This window comes from Bradyrhizobium sp. CCBAU 45389 (genome assembly GCF_028128625.1).
Classification (GTDB): domain Bacteria; phylum Pseudomonadota; class Alphaproteobacteria; order Rhizobiales; family Xanthobacteraceae; genus Bradyrhizobium; species Bradyrhizobium liaoningense_B.
Genome location: NZ_LBIY01000081.1, coordinates 1 through 17,970 on the forward strand (window position 1 = coordinate 1; position 17,970 = coordinate 17,970).

At 66.1% G+C, this 17,970-nt stretch carries 17 protein-coding genes and 1 pseudogene; 10 read left to right on the top strand and 8 right to left on the bottom strand.

Annotated elements, in window-relative coordinates; translation table 11 throughout:
* Both XH79_RS12415 and XH79_RS12420 read right to left on the bottom strand, forming a co-directional pair.
* Nucleotides 1–605 (bottom strand): Hpt domain-containing protein (locus XH79_RS12415; protein WP_271581852.1); only part of this gene is annotated, 605 nt, incomplete at its 3' end.
* 410 nt (nucleotides 606–1,015) lie between these two features.
* Nucleotides 1,016–1,258, bottom strand: a pseudogene (locus XH79_RS12420) (response regulator); the annotation flags it as partial.
* Nucleotides 1,259–1,485: 227 nt separating this feature from the next.
* Here XH79_RS12420 and XH79_RS12425 point away from each other — a divergent pair.
* From XH79_RS12425 to XH79_RS12440, 4 genes are all read left to right on the top strand, one after another.
* Entirely contained in the window at nucleotides 1,486–2,196 is a 711-nt protein-coding gene (locus XH79_RS12425; RefSeq protein ID WP_271581853.1) for a Crp/Fnr family transcriptional regulator, read from the top strand.
* 187 nt (nucleotides 2,197–2,383) lie between these two features.
* Nucleotides 2,384–3,082 (top strand): Crp/Fnr family transcriptional regulator, encoded by a 699-nt coding sequence (locus XH79_RS12430; protein ID WP_212346613.1) that lies wholly within the window; start codon nucleotides 2,384–2,386, stop codon nucleotides 3,080–3,082.
* Between the two features lie 146 nt (nucleotides 3,083–3,228).
* Nucleotides 3,229–3,606 carry an Hpt domain-containing protein gene (locus XH79_RS12435; protein ID WP_271581854.1) on the top strand — a complete coding sequence of 126 codons (378 nt, stop codon included), beginning with the start codon at nucleotides 3,229–3,231 and terminating at the stop codon, nucleotides 3,604–3,606.
* A gap of 95 nt (nucleotides 3,607–3,701) precedes the next feature.
* Nucleotides 3,702–3,950 (top strand): hypothetical protein, encoded by a 249-nt coding sequence (locus tag XH79_RS12440; RefSeq protein ID WP_212346607.1) that lies wholly within the window; start codon nucleotides 3,702–3,704, stop codon nucleotides 3,948–3,950.
* Nucleotides 3,951–4,002: 52 nt separating this feature from the next.
* On the opposite strand, the gene XH79_RS12445 is transcribed toward XH79_RS12440, so the two are convergent.
* On the bottom strand, nucleotides 4,003–4,626 hold the full coding sequence (locus XH79_RS12445; RefSeq protein ID WP_271581855.1) for a helix-turn-helix domain-containing protein: 624 nt from the start codon (nucleotides 4,624–4,626) through the stop codon (nucleotides 4,003–4,005).
* Between the two features lie 337 nt (nucleotides 4,627–4,963).
* Between XH79_RS12445 and XH79_RS12450 the strand changes: the two genes are divergently transcribed.
* The 3 genes from XH79_RS12450 to XH79_RS12460 all read left to right on the top strand — a co-directional run bounded on the left by XH79_RS12450 (nucleotide 4,964) and on the right by XH79_RS12460 (nucleotide 8,410).
* Nucleotides 4,964–6,127, top strand: coding sequence for a hypothetical protein (locus XH79_RS12450; RefSeq protein WP_271581856.1), 1,164 nt, complete (start codon nucleotides 4,964–4,966; stop codon nucleotides 6,125–6,127).
* A 357-nt stretch (nucleotides 6,128–6,484) separates the two neighbouring features.
* Nucleotides 6,485–6,910 (top strand): hypothetical protein, encoded by a 426-nt coding sequence (locus XH79_RS12455; protein ID WP_271581857.1) that lies wholly within the window; start codon nucleotides 6,485–6,487, stop codon nucleotides 6,908–6,910.
* Between the two features lie 285 nt (nucleotides 6,911–7,195).
* Complete coding sequence (locus XH79_RS12460) at nucleotides 7,196–8,410, top strand: EAL domain-containing response regulator (protein ID WP_271581858.1); 1,215 nt, start codon at nucleotides 7,196–7,198, stop codon at nucleotides 8,408–8,410.
* Between the two features lie 10 nt (nucleotides 8,411–8,420).
* Here the strand turns inward: XH79_RS12460 and XH79_RS12465 are convergent, their stop codons facing one another.
* A complete protein-coding gene (locus XH79_RS12465) occupies nucleotides 8,421–9,281 on the bottom strand; it encodes a DMT family transporter (RefSeq protein ID WP_271581859.1) in 861 nt (286 codons plus the stop codon).
* A 156-nt stretch (nucleotides 9,282–9,437) separates the two neighbouring features.
* Here XH79_RS12465 and XH79_RS12470 point away from each other — a divergent pair, with 156 nt between their 5' ends.
* A complete protein-coding gene (locus XH79_RS12470) occupies nucleotides 9,438–10,796 on the top strand; it encodes an aminotransferase-like domain-containing protein (protein ID WP_271581860.1) in 1,359 nt (452 codons plus the stop codon).
* A 13-nt stretch (nucleotides 10,797–10,809) separates the two neighbouring features.
* Here XH79_RS12470 and XH79_RS12475 read toward each other — a convergent pair whose 3' ends face one another.
* On the bottom strand, nucleotides 10,810–11,415 hold the full coding sequence (locus tag XH79_RS12475; RefSeq protein ID WP_271581861.1) for a GDYXXLXY domain-containing protein: 606 nt from the start codon (nucleotides 11,413–11,415) through the stop codon (nucleotides 10,810–10,812).
* Entirely contained in the window at nucleotides 11,412–12,683 is a 1,272-nt protein-coding gene (locus tag XH79_RS12480) for a DUF2157 domain-containing protein (protein ID WP_271581862.1), read from the bottom strand. Before XH79_RS12480 ends, XH79_RS12475 begins: the two co-directional genes overlap by 4 nt.
* A 236-nt stretch (nucleotides 12,684–12,919) precedes the next feature.
* Here XH79_RS12480 and XH79_RS12485 point away from each other — a divergent pair, with 236 nt between their 5' ends.
* A complete protein-coding gene (locus XH79_RS12485; RefSeq protein ID WP_271581863.1) occupies nucleotides 12,920–14,059 on the top strand; it encodes a Bug family tripartite tricarboxylate transporter substrate binding protein in 1,140 nt (379 codons plus the stop codon).
* Nucleotides 14,060–14,183: 124 nt separating this feature from the next.
* Here XH79_RS12485 and XH79_RS12490 read toward each other — a convergent pair whose 3' ends face one another.
* Both XH79_RS12490 and XH79_RS12495 read right to left on the bottom strand, forming a co-directional pair.
* A complete protein-coding gene (locus XH79_RS12490; RefSeq protein ID WP_271581864.1) occupies nucleotides 14,184–15,164 on the bottom strand; it encodes a Bug family tripartite tricarboxylate transporter substrate binding protein in 981 nt (326 codons plus the stop codon).
* A 79-nt stretch (nucleotides 15,165–15,243) separates the two neighbouring features.
* The gene (locus tag XH79_RS12495; protein WP_271581865.1) at nucleotides 15,244–16,884 is read right to left on the bottom strand and encodes an FAD-dependent oxidoreductase; all 1,641 of its coding nucleotides are present in this window, start codon (nucleotides 16,882–16,884) and stop codon (nucleotides 15,244–15,246) included.
* Between the two features lie 108 nt (nucleotides 16,885–16,992).
* Between XH79_RS12495 and XH79_RS12500 the strand changes: the two genes are divergently transcribed.
* Nucleotides 16,993–17,922 (top strand): LysR family transcriptional regulator, encoded by a 930-nt coding sequence (locus XH79_RS12500; protein WP_271581866.1) that lies wholly within the window; start codon nucleotides 16,993–16,995, stop codon nucleotides 17,920–17,922.
* The last annotated feature ends 48 nt before the right edge of the window (nucleotides 17,923–17,970 follow it).

Here is a 17,970-nt window from a genome sequence, read left to right on the forward strand (position 1 = left end):
GCAACGGGCGCGGGGACCGGCGCTTCGATCGCGGTCTCGCGGAAGGCGCGTTCGAGCTCGTCGAGCGAGACTTCGCCGGGACGCAAGGGGCGCTCCAGGGTCTGGTCGATCAGCGTGCCCGTGGTCATCTCTTTTGCGGGAGCAGCCTTGGTTTCGGCAACCGGCGCTTCCGGTGCCAGCGGCGGGGCTTCGGCGACAGGAGCAGCAGCGCCCGCGGCCATGGCCGCCATGCCCTGCTCGACCATCGCTTCCAGCTTGTCGATGAGATCGCGGTCGGTGCCTTCGGGCTCGGCCTCGGTCGCCTCGAGCCCGGCGAGGATCTCCTTGATGCGGTCGATCGAGGACAGGATCACCGTCACCGCTTCGGCGGTCACAGGCATGCCGTCGCGAAACTTGCCCATCAGGGTCTCGCCGGCATGCGCCAGCGCTTCGAGCCGCGGCAGGCCGAGGAAGCCGCAGGTACCCTTGATGGTGTGGACCAGGCGGAAGATGTTATCCAGGATCTTGGCGTTGTTCGGCTCCTGCTCGAACTTCACCAGCTGATTGTCGACGGTGTCCAGGCTCTCGCTGGTCTCCGTCAAAAACTCCCGCAACAGATCATCCATGGGGTACGCCTTACTGAGCTGGACTTCGACGCCTGAGCCGCGCCCGGAGTCGGCGGAAGTCTTCGCTTTAGATCGTTAGACAAGCCCTTTCACGGTCCCGTTAATTTCATCCTCCGTCCTAATACGGATATTGAAGACAAGTTTGCGGTTCGAGCGCACGCGGCAACGCTTTTCGGCGAAACCGCTACCGCGCCGTGACGGCAATTAACGTTGGGTAAACGCGGCGGGAAAGGCGCGGCGATGCGCGCGAAAAAGTCCTGCTCGTAAAGGACGATAGACACGGCCCGCGGGAAATCGCCGGCGATCGCAGCTGCTCAGGTGGCCATCGCGTCGTGATCTGCTGGAATCCGCAAGATCCGCATTCAGAGTAAACGAACGCTTACCCCGCCGCCGATGCAACCGGTGCCGCGCTAACCGAGGCGCGCGGCCGAGACGACATCGTCGGGACGGTACTCCGCGAGGCAATCGTTGATGGCGACGAGCAGCGCGCCCGGCGTGAACGGCTTGCGCAGGCAGCGTGCCGCGCCGAGCTCGAGCGCCATCCGGAGGAAGTCGGGCGCAGGTGAATTCAGATCTGCGAATGCGTAGCCGGACATCGCGATCAGCGGAATGGCGGGCGCGCGCTCGTGGAAGACCCTGATGGATTCGAAGCCGCCCCCCTGCCGGTTCTTCCCGACTGGCGACATTGGATTGCACACCAGCCGCGTGCGCGAATCAACACGCACCCTTATTTCCGCCGCAAGCGTGCCAGCGTGTCTGCCCCCTAACGGGTATATGGACACTACCACAACCTCTGGAATAGGATTTATTTGCCGTGCAATTGCGTGACGGAAAGGGCGCGGCTCCGACCGTAGCTTGAACGCATTGGGATTGATCCTGCATGACCGCGAGCGGCCGCCCGCCCAATCAGTTGCTGCAAATGCTCGACGCAGCAGATTTCGATCGGCTGCGTCCTCATCTGGCGACCGTCGAAATGGTCAGGACATCTGTCCTGGGCGAGGCCGGCTCTCCCCAGAGATATGTCTACTTCCCGCACGACGGTTCTGTTTCGATTTCGGTGAGCTTGTCCGAAGGACAGACGATCGAGGTCGCAATGCTGGGACGCGACAGCGTCGTCGGCGGCGGCGCGGCGCTGGCCGACGGTATCGCGCCGGCGGACGCGGTCGTACTCTTCCCCGGTACTGCGTCCACGCTGGAACTCGCGGCATTCCGGACGATCGCCGCCGCAAGCCCGCCGTTTCGAAGCTTGATGGTGCGCCATGAGCAGGTCCTGCTTGCGCATGCGCAGCAATCGTTGCTCTGCAACACGGCGCATCCGGTCGAGGCGCGGCTGGCGCGCTGGTTGCTGCGCGCCCGCGATCTGTCCGACAGCGCAAGCCTCCCGCTGACGCAGGAAGCGCTGGCGCAGATGATGGGCGTGCGGCGCAACGCCATCTCCCTCGTCGCGCATGCGCTGCAGCGGGCCGGCATCATTCGCTACACCCGCGGACAAATCGAGATTGTCGATCTGCCCGCGCTGAAAGCGACATCCTGCGACTGCTATTCGGCGGTCAAGGCATCGCATTCGCGCCTGCTCGGAGCGCCGCCGTGACGCGAGTCAGGCGCGGCCATCTGCATGCCGTGGTGAACACAGTGCCGAGAGGAGGATCCTGCCCCCGGACAACTTGTCCCAATTGCCAATATATCCCGACGTGAACATGATGGAACTTACCCGTGTCGGGAGCAATTTTGCTTGCCGCGACTCACTGATGCAGAGACGGGAGGCAGCTTTGGAAACGATGGTGCGTCCATCCAACGGTTTCCTGTCCGCGCTGGCGGCGGACGACTATGACCTGCTCCGCCCGCACCTGCGCACGATCGAGCTGCCGCACGAGGCCGTGCTGGTCGAGACCGGCGAGACGCTCACGCGCGCTTACTTTCCTCACCGCGGCGTCATCTCGCTGGTGGTGAAGCTTGCCAAGGGCGAGCATGTGCAGGTCGCCATGATCGGCCGCGACAGCGTGCTCGGCGCGCTCTCGACCCTGGGCGATGCATGCGCACTGAATACGGCGATCGTGCTGGTTCCCGGCACCGCATCCGTGATGGATCTCGACCGGCTGCGCGTCGCGGCCGACCAGAGCGGAACCCTGCGCACCTTGCTGACGCGCCACGGGCTGGCGGTCTACGCGCAGGTCCAGCAGACCGCCGGCTGCAACGCCGCCCATCCCGTGGAATCGCGGCTGTCGCGCTGCCTGTTGCACACCCATGATTTGTCCGGCGACTACCGGCTGCTGCTGACCCAGGAGGCGATGGCGCAGATGATCGGCGCGCGGCGCAACAGCGTGTCGCTGGTCGCCAACACCCTGCAGCATGCCAATTTCATCCACTACAGCCGCGGGCACATCCAGATCCTGAACCTGGACGGCCTGCGCCAGACGGCGTGCGAGTGCTACGGCACCGTGAAGGCCCAGTACGACCGGCTGCTCGGCCAGCGCTGAGCGGCACGTGGTAAACCCGAAGTTAACGTTGGCCCGCAAACACCTTCCATCCCGCTACCGGAACTGAAATTCAAATGCCGTAGACACGGGGCGAGCCGCGCGCCGCATGCGCCGCGCGGCCAACGAACCGCGACCAAGGCGAGACCATGTTTGACGTGACCGTTGCGCCCGCGCCGGGAACCTTCAATGCCGAACCTGCGCGCGAGCCGGGCGCGTACGCGGCGCTGGTGCGCGAGATCGGCGAGGACGGCGCCGGCGAAGTGCGCGCCGTGTTCTGGAGCGAGACCTGCGCGCGCCTGCAACTGTTCCGCACGCTTTCGCTGGCGCAGCAGCACGCCAGGATCGCGCGCGAAGCTCATTCACTGAAGAGCGCGGCCGGAACGTTCGGCTATGTCAGGCTCGCGGCGCTGGCGCTGCGGCTGGAGAAGACCGCGGCGACGCTGGGCGATGCCGAATTCCGCGGACTCCTGGAGCAGATGGATGCTGCCTACGCCGCCGCGCGCGCGCAGGAGCCGCAAGGCTGAAGGGCGGGCTAAACCCGCCGTACTTCTACGGTTTGTGATTTTTAGAGATGGCTAATCATAGGTGGCGATAGTCGCGGGAAACCAGGAGGGTTTCCATGTTCACCTATGAGACTGCGGACCAGAAGGAAGTCCGTCGCTTCCGCATCGCTCAGTTCAACGGCCGGATGGCGACCGTGAAATCCGGCGAGTCGACGGTGACTGGCTTCGTCCGCTCGGTTCTGGAGCAGGAATCGAGCATCCCTCCGCGCTGGACCATCACCATCATCCCGAACGCGCCGAAGGAAGAGCTCAAGCCACTGCGGCCCTCATCGCGCACGCGTCCCTTCGCTGAAGATTATTTCTGACCGCGATCGGGCTTCTCCAGCCCCCGGGCCGCCGCCGGCGGCGCAAGAGAGCTCAATCGATCGAATGCAGCAGCGCCGCGCGGACGAGATCCGCGGTGTTGCGCGCACCGAGCTTACGCATCGCCTCGGCGCGATGGCTCTCGAAAGTGCGCGGGCTGATCTGCATCCGAAGCGCACCCTGCTTGTTCGAATAGCCCTCGCTGATCAGGCGGAGCACCTCGCGTTCGCGCTTGGTCAGCCGCTTCTGGCCCGACAGGCCGATCAGCTCGGCGCTCGGCACGCGCTGCGGCTGCGGCGCGCGCGGGAGGTTCGATTCTGCGTCTTCGATCCGGGACGGAATCGGCGGGGCACCCTTGTGGGGACCGGCAAGCTGCTTGACCAGGCCGCAGACGCGCTCGGTCTGCGTCAGTGCATTCTCCACCACCCGCTGCAGATAGGCACGGTCGGCCGTGACGGGCGCGAGCTGATCGCTGTGATGCTTGATCTCGCCCATATAGAGCAGGAGCGCCGTCAGGGGACCGTTGAGCTCGCGGGCGAAGGCGGCCGCCATTTCGTCGGCCGCCTTCGCCCGGGCGGCATTCAGGCGGACGAAATCGAGCTCTTCAGCTGGAGCGGTGCTGCTTTCGTACCATTCCGACGGCCGCGAATCGGCAGCCGTATCATTCTGTGACCCCATGTGACCTGTTTAGCGGAACCGGGGCCGATCTGTGGTTAACTTTTTGCTCCGTAAGACTACGGTGATTTTGGCAGTTTTGCGCTAAAACATGGACATCGGCACAATTTATGCTTGCGCGAGGCTTGCCGCGACCATGCAAGGGTTGAGAACTTCACCCAAATCCCCAGCAAACAGGCCGAAGTCTCGTTAATCGCCGCCCCGGCCGGACGCCCGGGCCCCGGATTTTACGGATTCATTAACGGCGACTTGCTTCTCTAGGTCACGATTGCGAGCGCGCAAATGCCTCCACGCATTGGGCCGGTAGGCCAGCTGGAATCGTTGCGGAAGATTGCGTGCCATGAACGAGATCGATCGGCTGTCGGAATTCCTGCAGAGGCTGACGCCGCTGTCGCGCAGCTGTCTGCTCAGCGAGCTCGAGCGACTCGAGCTGTGCGGCATCGACATGCCCGGCTCGGCCGAGGTCCAGGCCCGCCTGCGCGCCGAATTTCGCAAGGACGGATCGACCCAGGCGCGCGCCACCAGCCCCTCGCGCTATTTCTTCGCGCCGCTCGAGCTGCTGCTGATCGACGGCGCGCCCGAGCATGCCAATGCGGGACGCATCTCCCGCAACACCCTCACCCCGATCTGGGAGTGGATCTGCCGCGACCTGCTGCCGACCATGGCGCGCGACTACGTCAAGGCGATCAACGACCAGGTCGCCGCCAACAACCCGAAGGAAGTGCAAAAGATCGCCTCGAGCTTCCAGACCAAGGTCGTCAAGGTGCTCGAGAACACCTTCGCATCAGTGGAGAGCGCCGAGCTCGCCCGCGGCAAGCTCGCGCAATATACGGCCTCACGCACCGCCTTCGACGACGTGAGGAAGATGCAGCATGTGCTGCGCGCCGGCGACGCGCTGCCGAAGTTCAACGAAAAGCTGCCCGAGAAGATCGCGAAGCTCGACGACGGCCAGGCGGCCCAGATCACCGCGCAGCTCGATGCCTTCAAGAAAGCTCACCCGGATGCGCTGCCCTTTGCGCTGGCGCTGGTGGCACGGCGGCTGAAGACGTCCTGGCAATTGGTGCGCCTTGCCACCAAGGCTGCCGCGACCAAGGCCGCGGCCGACGTCGCCGCCACGCCCTATTCTAGCGTCGTGCCGATGGTGCTCGACCGGCTCGACGACAAGCGCCTCGCTCTCAGGATCGCGCTCCGGCACAACCGCGTGCTGGTCGCCCGCGACCTGCTCACCGAGATCTACGACACCGAATATGCGCTCAAGGTCCGCATCGACGGCATCGAGACCAGCGAATGGGGCATCCGGCTCCAGCAATTGATGGACGCGATTGCGGCGCTGGTATCCGCCGAGGTGAGCCGCTTCCCGTCCAATGTCGGCCACATCCTCGGCTCGCGCCGGCTGCGCAGCCACGACACGCTCGGCGGCAAGCTCTCCTATCTCGCCTGGAAGGGACGCGACGCCGTGCAGGACGGCGCGGCGGCGTTTCGCAAACTGATCGGTCAGACCTAGATTAAGGGTTCGGCCGCGAAGGGCCACGTTGCGCAGCGCGGCTAACGCGACAGGCACAGGAAGCGATCCATAAATCGCCCCGACAGCACGAACCTGAACCACCAATACATCATTCGCCGCATCGACATAGCTGTAATCCTAAACACAGCCCACCACCGGCTGAGCGGAGCAATAGCGCAGATGCGGCAATGCACATGTGAGGTGCTTCACATTTGCACCGCCGCACCGGCGCGCATTGTCGCAGAACCGTCACGAGCGAAGCCGGAACATGCGCGCATCGCGCGAATATGAGTTCTTCGGCCATGCCGCCGCTCCTATGCTCCGATCCATCGCATGAGCATTGGGAAGGAATCCGCGATGAGGTCGAACCGACGGATATGGACGATGGCTGCCCTGCTGACGGCGGCGCTGGCGCTGACATCGGCGACGATGGCGCAGACGTCGCCGCCGCAGGGCAATGCGGCGCCGACCGCGGACAACGCGGTGCTGCTCACCATCTTCTTCAAGCACGACCAGTCGCGCCCGCTCGGCGAACTGAATGCGCAGCTCGATAAGCAGGGCTTCCGCAAGGCGTTTCCGCCGCCCGGCGTCGAGGTCGTGAGCTGGTACGTGATGATGGGCATCGGCCAGGTCGTCACGCTGCGCCTGCCCGCCTCGCGGCTGCGCGAGGTCAATCGTGTCGTCGAGGACACCGCGTGGGGTCCCTACCGCACCGAGTTCTATCCGACCTACGACTACAAGGCGGTCGGGATGGCTCAACACGACAAGGCCACCGGCAATTGATACCGCTGTTATTCAATTGGGCGAAACGCGAACGGCTTCGTCCTATTGCAGGACACCGACTTCGCGACCGCAACTCGCCGCGTCATTCGAGATTCCTCCGCGAAGACGGTGTCACGCGGCCGTCATGTGCGGCCGGACGTAAAAACTTTCCCAACAAGATCCGAACAATTTTAGACGTGGTGCGCGCTTTAACGTTACCCAGATAATTCAACAATCGGCTGAAGCTCTCCATATTTGAAACTGCTCCCGTCGCTAACACCGGTCGCGGAACGGGAGTGGTTTGCGATGAACGATAAAATTGTTGAGCTCGCCGGACGAAGGCCCAAAACCTTCGGGCGGCGAAAGATGACGCCGCGCGCTTGCGTCGCCGACGGCAAGCGCCATCTGCGCGCCTTCCTCGCCGAAGTGCTGGAGGACCTCGGCTTCGTCACCAGCGAATGCGCCAGCGCGGAGGAGCTGCAATCCGTCCTGACGCGCGAATTGCCGGACTTGATCCTGCTCGGCATCGCCGCCGACGGCATCGAGCCCGGAAAATTCCTGGAGACGCTGGTGCGCGAGAGCTTCGACGGCAAGGTCCTCGCCGTCGGCGCCCGCGAGTCGATCATCGTCAGGGCCGTGCAGCAGGTCGGCGAGGAATACGGTCTTGCGATGCTGCCGCCGCTGACCACGCCCTTTGCCGCGGAGACGCTGCGCGAGCGCGTCGCGATGCTGCTGCCGGAGGAGCCGGCGCCGAGCCCGGCCGTGCATGTCGGCGAGGCCCTGCATGCCGGCTGGCTCGAGCTGTGGTACCAGCCCAAGATCGATGCGAGGACGCTGATCCGCAGCGGCGCCGAGGCGCTGGTGCGGATGCGCCACCCGACCTGGGGCGTGGTGCCGCCCGCCTATTTCATTCCCGAAGCGGACGATCCTCATCTGCGCGGCCTGTCGGAATTCGTGATCGAGCGCGCCGTGCAGGACTGGCACTATCTGCTGGAGCGGCAGGGTCCGGTCGATCTCTCGATCAACCTGCCGGCCTCCTACCTGAAGGAGCCGCAGGCCGTGCGCGATCTCTGCCGCCGCGTGCCGACGCATCCGGCCTTCGGCGGACTGACGATCGAGATCGACAGCGAGGAGGCAATCCGCGACCTCGATCTCCTCGTCGAGGTTGCCCGCGAGGTGCGCCTGCACAATATCGGCCTGTCGATCGCCAATCTCGGCGCCAACTGGCCCTCGCTGATGGACCTCGGCAAGATCCCCTTCATCAAGCTGCAGGCCGACCGGCACTTCGTCACCGGCAGCGGCGATGATCGGCTGAAGCGCACGGTGTGCCGGCACATCGTCGAGCTTGCACAAGGCTACGGCGTCGGCGCCATCGCCGAGGGCGTCGAGAGCCGCGCCGACCTCGTCGCCGCCAACGAGCTCGGCTTCGACCTCGTGCAGGGCTTCCTGTTCGGCAAGCCGATGCCGCTGAAGAAGTTCGCAAAGAGCGCGCTGGCGCGGACGGTGATGGGGCAGGCCTGAGGCAAAGGCCTCACGCAAACTTCCGCGCGAAGAAGACGCAGATGACCACGAGCGCGGTCGCGGCGATCATGCTCCAGGCGACCGGCTCGTGCAGCAGGAAGCCGGCGAGCGCGAGGCCAAAGAAGGGCTGGAGCTGCTGCAACTGGCCGACGCGGGCGATGCCGCCAATGGCAAGCCCGCGGTACCAGAAGATGAAGCCGACGAACATGCTGAAGACGGAGACGTAGGCGAGCCCGATCCAGGCGGGCGCACCGACGCCGCTCCATGCTGGCGGCCAGGTCAGGGCTACGACCGGCACCATCAGCGGCAGCGCCAGCAGCAGCGCCCAGGAGATCACCTGCCAGCCGCCGAGGCGGCGCGACAGCGCGGCGCCTTCGGCATAGCCGAGCCCGCACAGCACGATCGCCGCCACCATCAGGAGATCGCCCGTCAGCGAGGCCGAGCCGTCGCTGGAGAGAGCGAAGCCTGCCACCGTGGCGCTGCCGAGGATCGCGAACAGCCAGAACAGCGGCTTTGGCCGCTCGCCGCCGCGCAGCACGGCGAAGACCGCGGTCGACAGCGGCAGCAGGCCGATGAACACGATCGAATGCGCGGAGGTGATGTGCTGGAGCGCGAGCGCCGTCAGCAGGGGAAAGCCGACCACGACACCGACCGAGACGATGGCGAGCGAGGCGAGATCACGCCGCTCCGGCCACGTTTGACGCAGCAGGAAGAGCACGGCCGCACCGATCAGCGTGGCAATGACCGCGCGCGCCGACGTCAGAAACAGCGCGGAGAAGCCACCGACCGCCACGCGCGTCGCCGGCAGCGAGCCGCTGAAGATGATGACGCCGAGAAGCCCGTTGCCCCAGCCACTGCCCGCCGATTGCATGTCCACCTCTTTCTGGACCTCGACCTTCGGCCTTCCGCGCTGGCAAGGACAGCGACAATGCAGTACAATTTTGCCAAACTGTATTGATATGGAAGGTCATACACTTTGGACGATGCGCCAGCAAAGGGTCGCAACGGAACGCGGACGACCGATGTGATGAGCGCGATCCGCGCCAGGGTCGCCGGCCGCGCGCTCGGTGCCGGCGACAGGCTACCATCGATCCGGGGCCTGGCCGCGACGATGGGCGTTTCGCCCTCCACGGTGGTGGAGGCCTATGATCGCCTGGCGGCCGAGGGCCTGATCCGCGCCCGCCGCGGCTCGGGCTTCTATGTTTCGCCGAGCGTCATGCCGCCGCTTGCATTGACCGAAGCCGAGCCGCGCCGCGACCGCGCGGTCGATCCGTTCTGGGTATCCAGGCAATCACTCGATGCCGATGAGAGCGTGCTCAAGCCCGGCTGCGGCTGGCTGCCGCCGGACTGGATGCCGGAGGACGCCTTGCGCCGCGCCGCGCGCGCACTTGCCCGCACGGATGCGAGCGTCTTGACCAATTACGGCTCGACGTCCGGCTCCCCTGCTCTGCGCCGACTGCTGTTGAAACGGCTGACCGAAGACGAGATCGAGGCCTCGGTCAACCAGCTGATGCTGACGGGTTCGGGCACGCAGGCAACCGACCTGATCTGCCGCTTCCTGCTCCGCCCCGGCGACACGGTGCTGGTCGACGATCCCTGTTACTTCAATTTTCGCGCGCTGCTGCGGGCGCATCAGGCGATGATCATCAGCGTGCCTCACACGCCGTCGGGCCCGGACGTCGCGCGCTTCGAGCAGATCCTTGGCAGCGAGCGGCCGCGGCTCTACATCACCAATTCAGCACTGCATAACCCGACCGGCGCAACGCTCTCGCTGCAGACCGCGCACCGGCTTCTGACGGCGGCCGCCGCGCACGATCTCACCATCGTCGAGGACGACATCTTCGGCGATTTCGAGCCGGAGCGCTCGCCGCGCCTTGCCGCGCTCGACGGGCTCAATCGCGTGATCCGCATCGGCAGCTTCTCCAAGACGCTGTCGGCCTCGGTGCGCTGCGGCTACATCGCGGGACGCGCGGACTGGATCGAGCAATTGGTCGACCTCCAGGTCGCGACCAGCTTTGGCGGTCCGAGCCCGGTTGCGACCGAACTCATCGCCAATGTCCTGGCCGGCGGCAGCTATCGCAAGCACATGGACGAGCTCAGGCAAAGGCTCGCACGCACGCGCCGCGACATCGCGCGAAAACTTCAGGCCCTTGGCATCGAGCCCTGGCTGATGCCGCGCGGCGGCTTCTTCCTCTGGTGCCGCCTCGGCGGCGAACGGGACGCCACCGCGGTGGCGCGCGCCGCGCTCGAAGAGGATGTCGTGCTCGCACCGGGCAACGTGTTCAGCGTGTCGCAGACGGCAACGAGCTTCATGCGGTTCAACGTGGCGCATATGAGCGATCCACGGATATGGGATGTGCTGCGGCGGGCGTTGAAGGCGGCTTGAGGATCATCGACGCCTAATACCACGGCTCCTCATACACCGGCTTGCCGTCGAGCAGCAGCCGCTTGATGGCGGCGCGGCCTGAGGGCAGCACGGCGGCGACAACCCGCAGCTTCTGCTGATTGCGGGCCTGCTCGAGCGTCCTGCCCTCGCCTTCGGGCACGAAATAGCTTTCGAGACCGTATTTGACCGTCAGCTTGTCACAGAAGATGGGGCTGGTCGCACCGCAGGAATAGCTGACGCGGCCGCGGATCAGGATCTCGGGAGCCGTGACCGCAACAGGCTCGGCATGCACCGAGACGGCCTCGTAGAGTCCGCTGGCATTGGGCGCGAGCTTGACGAACACGACGGGATTGCGCGTGCCGGACGGCTTGCCGGTGAGGCTACCCGACGGCAGCTGCGAAATGTCGTAGCGGAGCACGACATAATCGCCGCGCAGGAGATCGCGGGGATCGACGGGCTGGGTCTGCAGGGTCACCTCGCGGCCGTCGCGCAGGATCTGCATGCGGTCGGCGATCATCAGGACCAGCAGCACGCATTGGATCAGGATGGCGGCACCAAACAGCATGGCTTTCGGGATGCGCTGCCAGAACGCGGTGACGGATGCGATCATCTCGGTCATCGCTCGGCCCTCGGCAGCATGCGATTGAGCGCGGTTGCAAACACGACGGCGACGATGCCGGCGGCCGCAAGGAAAGCGGAGCGGCGCAGCAGCGAGCCCTTCACCGCCCAGGTGATGCCGGCGATGACCCCGGCAATCCCGAGCCATCCGGCGACGATGCGCGGGCGCACGTCATCGAGCATGCCGGAGACGACGAGACAGAGCATGGCACAGAGCAGCGCGGCATAGGCGAACCAGGACTCGCCGGCCAAGGACGCCGGCCACATCGGCGCCGCGAGCAGGACCAGCCCGATCGCGCAGGCTGCAAGGACTTCACCTGCGCGCCTGGTGATCGCGGCCGACGCCAGCGCAAGGATCACACCGGCAACCCCGCACACAATCGCCCAAAGCGGCTGGCCCGCACCAGAACCGGTCCGGAAGCGGACGATGTCGTCGACCGTCGTCACCTCCAGGAATGCGGCGACGGCCAGCGAAAGCGCGCCGTAGATCGACAGGACGCTGCCGAGCCGGAGCGCCCTCGGCGACGGCGCGGCGGCGATCGCGAGCCCGGCGCCGAACAGCAGGGCTGCACCGTTCGCGAGCACGAATGACGGCTGAGCGCCGTCAAACTCGAAACGAAGCGACGTCGCGATCCACCAGGGCAGCACCGCGATCGCGACGAGATGGGCGGCGATGCGGGAATGCCAGGCGAAGGCGAGCGCGGCGGCAAACAGCCAGACCGCTGGGAATGGAAGATGCAGGACATCAGGCGCATCATAGCTGCGCATGCAGGTCCAGACCGAGGCCGCCGCGAGGCCGACCGCAAGCGCGCCGCGCGAGCCGGTCAGCAGGGCCGCGGCCAACGCGCCGATCGACCACAACAGCATGCCGCCGGCAAAGTCTTCGCCGAGATGATACATCTGCCCGACCAGCGCGATGCCCGCGCCGAAGATGATGGCACCGATGCTGGCGCAGAGATCGGCGAGAACGGTGCGCCCTGTCGCGGCGAACCAGGCGCCGAGACCGCCGGCGACGGCCATGCCGGCGAGCAGGATCGCAAACCGCATCAGCCGCGCGATCTCCGTCCAGTGCGCGGCAACGAAGGCAAGGAAGGCGGCTGCGATCAGGAGACCGCCGACGATGGCAACGACCACGGCGATGTTGATGCCGGGCGACATCGGCGGCAGCGCATTGCGGATGGAGACGGCGGCCGCGGGCGCGATCACGCCGTCGGCTTCCCATTGCGCAAGGTCAGCTTCAAGGCGCTGCCGGTAGGCTTTATCGAACATCGTCGTGGATTACCTGACTGCTGCCGGCGGCTGGCTCCGTGCCCGCCGGCGGGCTGTTGCTAGGTCGGCCCCCGCCGTTGGCAGGTTCAACCCGTCACCGCTCCTGTGACTCATCGATCTTTTCATATTCTGCAAAAGAGATGCTCGGACTGCGCCAATGGTTGGAGAAGACTCAAGGCTGTAGCCTTCGCACAACACGGCCGTAAACGGCCACACTGCGAGGGGGGACTGCATCCATGGAATTCGGCGTCTTCGTCCTGGCGCAGCAGCGCGGCTATCATCAGTGCTCGCGGCAGGTGATCAACAACGCGGTCGAGCAGACCGTCACCGCGGAAGCCGTGGGATCTGGCGCGGGCAGCGGCCTGAGCGGTCGCTCCGGATCCACGGTGATGAGAGCGCTCCTGTGTCTCGTCGCCGCGACGACGCTGGCGCTCCAGGCGGGCGCCGCGGCGGCCCAGACGGCCGCGGAATCCTGGCCGAACCGCGCGATCACCTGGGTGGTGCCGTTCGGGGCCGGCGGCGTCACCGACCTCGTCTCGCGCAAGATCGCGGAGCTGCTGCGGACGCGGCTTGGGCAGCCCGTGGTGGTGGAGAACCGACCCGGCGCTGGCGGGACCATTGGGACGGAGTTCGTTGCCCGGGCCCAGCCCGACGGCTACACCGTGCTCTACGCCTCCGGCGGACCGATGACGATCCAGCCGAACCTGGGGCTGACGAAGCTCAACTACGACCCGCTCCGGAGCTACGTCCACGTCCGCGGCGTGAGCTCGGCGAACCAGATCCTCGTCGCGACCGCAGCAGCGCCCTACAGCACGCTGGCTGAGTTCGTCGCCTACGCGAAGGCCAACCCGGGCAAGGTCAATTTCGGCTCCCCCGGCCCCGGCACCGCCCAGCATCTCGCCGGCGAGATGTTCCAGGCGGCTGCCGGCATCAAGCTGACCCACGTGCCCTACAAGTCGGGCTCGAGCCAGATGACCGACATGATGTCGGGCATCCTGGACGTCTCCTTCGACTACCTCGCCGTGCTCAGGCCGCTGATCGACACCGGCAAGGTCAAGGTGCTCGGCACCACCGGCACGGCGCGGCTGGCCGCGCTGCCCGACGCGCCCACGGTGCTGGAGGCCGGCTACCCGGATGCCGTCAGTGTCGGCTCGACCTGGGTCTCGGTCCCGGCCGGGACCGACCCGAGAATCGTGGGCAGGCTCTCCGAGGCGCTGGCCGCCGCGCTCGCCGACCCCGCCATTGTCGCTGACCTCACCGCCAACGGCCAGGTGTCGATTGCCGACAAGGGGCCGGCCGAGATGGTGCCGTTCATCGTCGAGGAGACCGCACGCACCAAGCGGGTGATCGAGACCGCGGGCATCGCCGCGCGTTAGCTCAGGGGCACGGCCGTGGACGTCGTGCACGCGAAGGAGCGGTCGTCGGCGTGGCGCGCGAGATCGCGAAGGAGCGGAAGGGGCCGAGCTGGAGAAGCCGGCCGGGATGGCGTGAGGAGCGAGCCTAATTCGCCTTGATCCCGGCCTCGCTGATGAGCTTGCCCCATTTCGTGCTTTCGCTCTGAATGAAGCGGCCGAACTGCTCGGGCACCATCGGTGCTGGCTCCGCGCCGAGGGTGCGGATCTTCTCCGCCACCGCGGGATCCTTCAGGGCTTTGGTGAAGGCTTCGTTCAGCCTGGCAATGACATCCGCGGGCGTGCCGGCGGGAGCAACGAGCCCGAACCAGCCCACGGATTCGAAACCCGCGATGCCATTCTCAGCGAGGGTCGGCACATCGGGCAGCGACGGCAGGCGGCGTGCCGACGACACGCCGATCGCATTGAGCTTGCCGTCGAGGATCAATTGCCGCGATGCCGGAATATCCAGCACCGCGAACGGGACATGCCCCGCGAGAACATCGACCGTCGCCGGCGCCGTCCCGCGATACGGGACCAGCTCCATGGCGATCCCGGTCTTCTGCGTGAACAGCGCAGCCGTCAAATGCATCGCCGTCGAGTTGCCGCCGTGTCCGATCGATAGCGCGCCCGGCTTGGCCTTGGCGAGCGCAATCGTCTCCGCGGCGGTGTGCGCCGGGATATTCACAGATGCGACCAGCACAAAGGGAATTTCCGCAAGCAGGGTGATGGGCGCGAGATCCTTCAGCTCGAACGGCATCGCGGCATTGAGGTGCGGATTGACCGTGAGCGCGCCCGCCGGCGCAACGCCGAGCGTGTAGCCGTCGGGCTTGGCCTGCGCGACCGCGGCCATGCCGATGTTGCCGCCGGCCCCCGCGCGGTTCTCGATGACCAGGCTCTGCTTGAGCTCGGCGGTGACGAGCGGCTCGAGCGCGCGGATGACGGTGTCAGCGCTGCCGCCGGGCGGGAAGGTCACGATGACCTTGATCAGTTGCTCCGGATAGGCGGCACGGCCTGCCTGCAGCGGCAACACGGCGAAAGTCGCAGCCGTCAGCACGGCCAGGATGCGGCGCCTTGCAACGTGAAACACGTTCTCCTCCTTAAGTGTGCTTTTGTCCTTGAAACACAGCCGGCGGCTTGCGCCGCCAGGCTGCCCGCCTGAAGTCGCCTTACGCCGCAGCGCCAGTGATCCGCGCCAGCAGGCCCAGTGGATCTGCGGGCGCGGCCTGTCCGCGCCAGGCGATGTGCTGATCGGGCCGCGCCAGCACCAGTTTCTCGGCATAGGCGCCGTTCGCCTCATCAGGTGCGATGTCGACCAGCGCGAGCGGCACGCCGCGCTCCTTCGCGGCGGATTGCAGCTGCGTCACATCGATCGCCGGGTCGAACCGCAACAATGTGTAGCCGGCTCCGAACGCATCGTAGAGCGATCGTCCATCGCGCAGGAAGAAATGCGGCGCGCGGGCGCCCGGCACTGTGGAGGGCGTGAAGCTGCCCATCGCGTAAGGCGGCGGCGTCTCGCCATCATAGGCGATGATCGGCGAGGCATCGTAATAGTAGCCGAAGTTCAATCCGGCGCAGCAATATTGCTGCACGTTGAGATCATAGGCCGCTCTCGCCAATGCCGCGCGCGCGGCGTGGCCGCGCGGCGTGTCGTCCTCGATCTCCGCCGAGACGCCGCCGCGTTGCGCCATCATCTTCATCGCGTGGTCCATCGCAAAGCGCGACACCTGCTCGGTGATCGGTTGGCGCTCTGCCTCATAGGCATCGAGGATCGCAGCCGGAGCCCAGCCGTTCAGATGCGCCGCCAGCTGCCAGCAGAGATCGACGGCGTCCGCAATGCCCGCATTCATGCCGTAGCCGGCATAGGGCATCCACAGATGCGCGGCGTCGCCGCAGATGAAGACCCTGCGGTCGCGGAAGCGATCGGCCACGAGGCGACGCCCGACCCAATCCTCCTTGCTGAGCACTCGGTATTCGAAGCGCTCGTCGACACCGAGGATGGCGCGGATCGACCAGTCGCGATCGACCGAGTCGAACTCGGGCTCGTCGGGCTTCAGATGATTGTGGATCAGCCAGCGGTCGTGACCGTCGATCGCAACTGTCGTGCCGGAGCGGCGCGGGTTGAGCGAGAGCACCATCCAGGCCGGCTTGTGCGCACCCATCAACTCCTTCAGTTGCGGCGCTTCGATGAAGGTCGACTGCACGCGCTGGATCACCGGCGTGCCGGACAGGCTGGCACCGATCGATTTGCGCACGAGGGAGCGGCTGCCGTCGCAGCCGATCACGAAGGACGCTTCGATGCGGAGCGAGCTGCCGCTGTCGAGATCGCGCGCGAGTGCGCCGACGTGGTCGCTGTGCTGTTCAATGTCCGTAATTTCCGTGCGCGCCAGGATCTTGATCCGCGGCTGCGCCGCGGCATGGCTGAACAGGATCGGCTCGAGATAGATCTGGTTGATCCGGTGCGGCGGCTCCGGCGTCGGCCACCAGGTGTCGGGGCCGCCAGTCGCGCTGTAGCGGCGCGCACGGGAGGGAATGTCGATACGGCAGAGCTCCATGCCGGTCGCCGTGGTCCGATAGGAGCAATCGTTGGGAAAGTCCGCAGGAAGCCCCGCATCGCGCAGCTTGGCGGCAACGCCGAGCCGTCGAAAAATCTCCATCGAGCGCGCCGACACGTGATTGCACTTGACGCTGGGCGGATCGCCGGCGTGACGGATCTCCGCGACGACGACGTCGATCCCGCGCGAGGCCAGATCCATCGCCGCGGTCAATCCGACGGGCCCGGCGCCCACCACCAGTACCTGTGTCCTCATGCTCGCTCCCATCCTCGCTACGGATTCTCCGCCGCGCAGCATGCATTTTATTGCAGATCTGTTTATGCGATAAGCCGGAAAGAACTCATCAATTCATGAGCTTTGCCTATGAATGTCACCTTGCGCCAATTGCGGGCCTTCACCGGCGTGTACCGGACGCGCAGCATCACGCGGGCCGCCCGCGAGCTCGGGATCACGCAATCGGCGGCGAGCCTGCTGATCCAGCAGCTCGAGAGCCAGCTCGGCGTCAAACTGTTCGACCGCTCCACGCGCTCGGTGCAGCCGACGCTGGCCGCCGACGAGGCGTTCCACACCGCCGAACGCATGCTCAGCGATGCGCATGGCCTGTCGCGCCGCATGCGCGACCTCGCGCAGGCGCGCGCCGGCCGCGTCGCCTTTCTCGCCTCGGCCGGTACCGCATCGGCGCTGCTGCCTCCGGTGCTCGCGAAATTCCGCGCCAGCCATCCCGACATCGAGATCGACATGCGGGATGTCGCCGCCGACGATCTCGTGCCGCGCCTGAGCACGACCGATGCGGAATTCGCGATCGGCAGCGTGGAAGGTGAATTCGCGGAGATGACAGTCGAGACTCTGACCCGCGGCCGCCTGAGCGCCATCGGCCGCCGCACGGCGGACTTCGCCGCGCGCCGTTCCCTCACATGGGACGAGTTGGCGCAACTGCCGACGATCGCGATGCGCCGCGAGAGCCGGATCCGCATGCAGATCGATCAGGCGCTGAGCGCCCAGGGCAAGCGCCTCGATCCGACCTATGAAGTGACGCTGATCAACACCGCGCTTGCGATGACCGCACAGGGCCTCGGCCTCGCCATCCTTCCCGGCACGATGCTGCCGGCCGACCAGTTTCCGACGCTGACCGCAAGACCCCTCGTGCGCCCCGCCCTCACGCGCCCCGTGTCGCTGCTGCAGCGTCAGGGCCGGACGCTGTCGCCGGCGGCGCAGGCGTTTGTGACAACGGCACGGACGGTCCTCGCGCAACCGCCGGGACCTGGAACGGCGCAAGCAAGAGCGCAAAAATAGAAACTATGCCTTTCCTTCATTTCTATTTTAATCTCAATCGAGCGAGGT

Bases quoted from the DNA above. Each gene is read 5' to 3' on its own strand.
- XH79_RS12425 (WP_271581853.1), top strand. From the start codon at position 1,486: ATGACCGCGAGCGGCCGCCCGCCCAATCAGTTGCTGCAAATGCTCGAC.
- XH79_RS12430 (WP_212346613.1), top strand. From the start codon at position 2,384: ATGGTGCGTCCATCCAACGGTTTCCTGTCCGCGCTGGCGGCGGACGAC.
- XH79_RS12435 (WP_271581854.1), top strand. From the start codon at position 3,229: ATGTTTGACGTGACCGTTGCGCCCGCGCCGGGAACCTTCAATGCCGAA.
- XH79_RS12440 (WP_212346607.1), top strand. From the start codon at position 3,702: ATGTTCACCTATGAGACTGCGGACCAGAAGGAAGTCCGTCGCTTCCGC.
- XH79_RS12445 (WP_271581855.1), bottom strand. From the start codon at position 4,626: ATGGGGTCACAGAATGATACGGCTGCCGATTCGCGGCCGTCGGAATGG.
- XH79_RS12450 (WP_271581856.1), top strand. From the start codon at position 4,964: ATGAACGAGATCGATCGGCTGTCGGAATTCCTGCAGAGGCTGACGCCG.
- XH79_RS12455 (WP_271581857.1), top strand. From the start codon at position 6,485: ATGAGGTCGAACCGACGGATATGGACGATGGCTGCCCTGCTGACGGCG.
- XH79_RS12460 (WP_271581858.1), top strand. From the start codon at position 7,196: ATGAACGATAAAATTGTTGAGCTCGCCGGACGAAGGCCCAAAACCTTC.
- XH79_RS12465 (WP_271581859.1), bottom strand. From the start codon at position 9,281: ATGCAATCGGCGGGCAGTGGCTGGGGCAACGGGCTTCTCGGCGTCATC.
- XH79_RS12470 (WP_271581860.1), top strand. From the start codon at position 9,438: ATGAGCGCGATCCGCGCCAGGGTCGCCGGCCGCGCGCTCGGTGCCGGC.
- XH79_RS12475 (WP_271581861.1), bottom strand. From the start codon at position 11,415: ATGACCGAGATGATCGCATCCGTCACCGCGTTCTGGCAGCGCATCCCG.
- XH79_RS12480 (WP_271581862.1), bottom strand. From the start codon at position 12,683: ATGTTCGATAAAGCCTACCGGCAGCGCCTTGAAGCTGACCTTGCGCAA.
- XH79_RS12485 (WP_271581863.1), top strand. From the start codon at position 12,920: ATGGAATTCGGCGTCTTCGTCCTGGCGCAGCAGCGCGGCTATCATCAG.
- XH79_RS12495 (WP_271581865.1), bottom strand. From the start codon at position 16,884: ATGAGGACACAGGTACTGGTGGTGGGCGCCGGGCCCGTCGGATTGACC.
- XH79_RS12500 (WP_271581866.1), top strand. From the start codon at position 16,993: ATGAATGTCACCTTGCGCCAATTGCGGGCCTTCACCGGCGTGTACCGG.